Consider the following 249-nt stretch of genomic DNA (forward strand, 5'->3'; position numbering starts at 1 on the left):
TTTTTGAAATATTGGAATTGGTTTAGCAATGCGGGAGCGGTAGCGTGGGCTTTGCCCACGGATAATGGTTGTTTGGAGCATAAAAAGGTCGTCTGAAACTGTATTTTTCAGTTTCAGACGACCTTTGGGGTTGGTGGGGTTCGTGTGCGAAGCCCACGCTACGCTGGGTTTTCAGACGACCTTGGGTCAGAGGTCGAAGGCGGCGTTGATGAGGCGTTTGGTGTAGTCTTTCTGCGGGTGGTGGAAGAT

Annotated in this window: 1 protein-coding gene; it reads right to left on the minus strand. The window is 50.6% G+C overall.

What is annotated here, in order from left to right:
* Nucleotides 1–22: 22 nt before the first annotated feature.
* Nucleotides 23–249: hypothetical protein (locus tag ACTHS3_RS18340; protein ID WP_440368852.1), on the minus strand; the 227-nt coding region annotated here is incomplete at its 5' end.

Source organism: Neisseria sp. P0009.S007 (genome assembly GCF_051962515.1).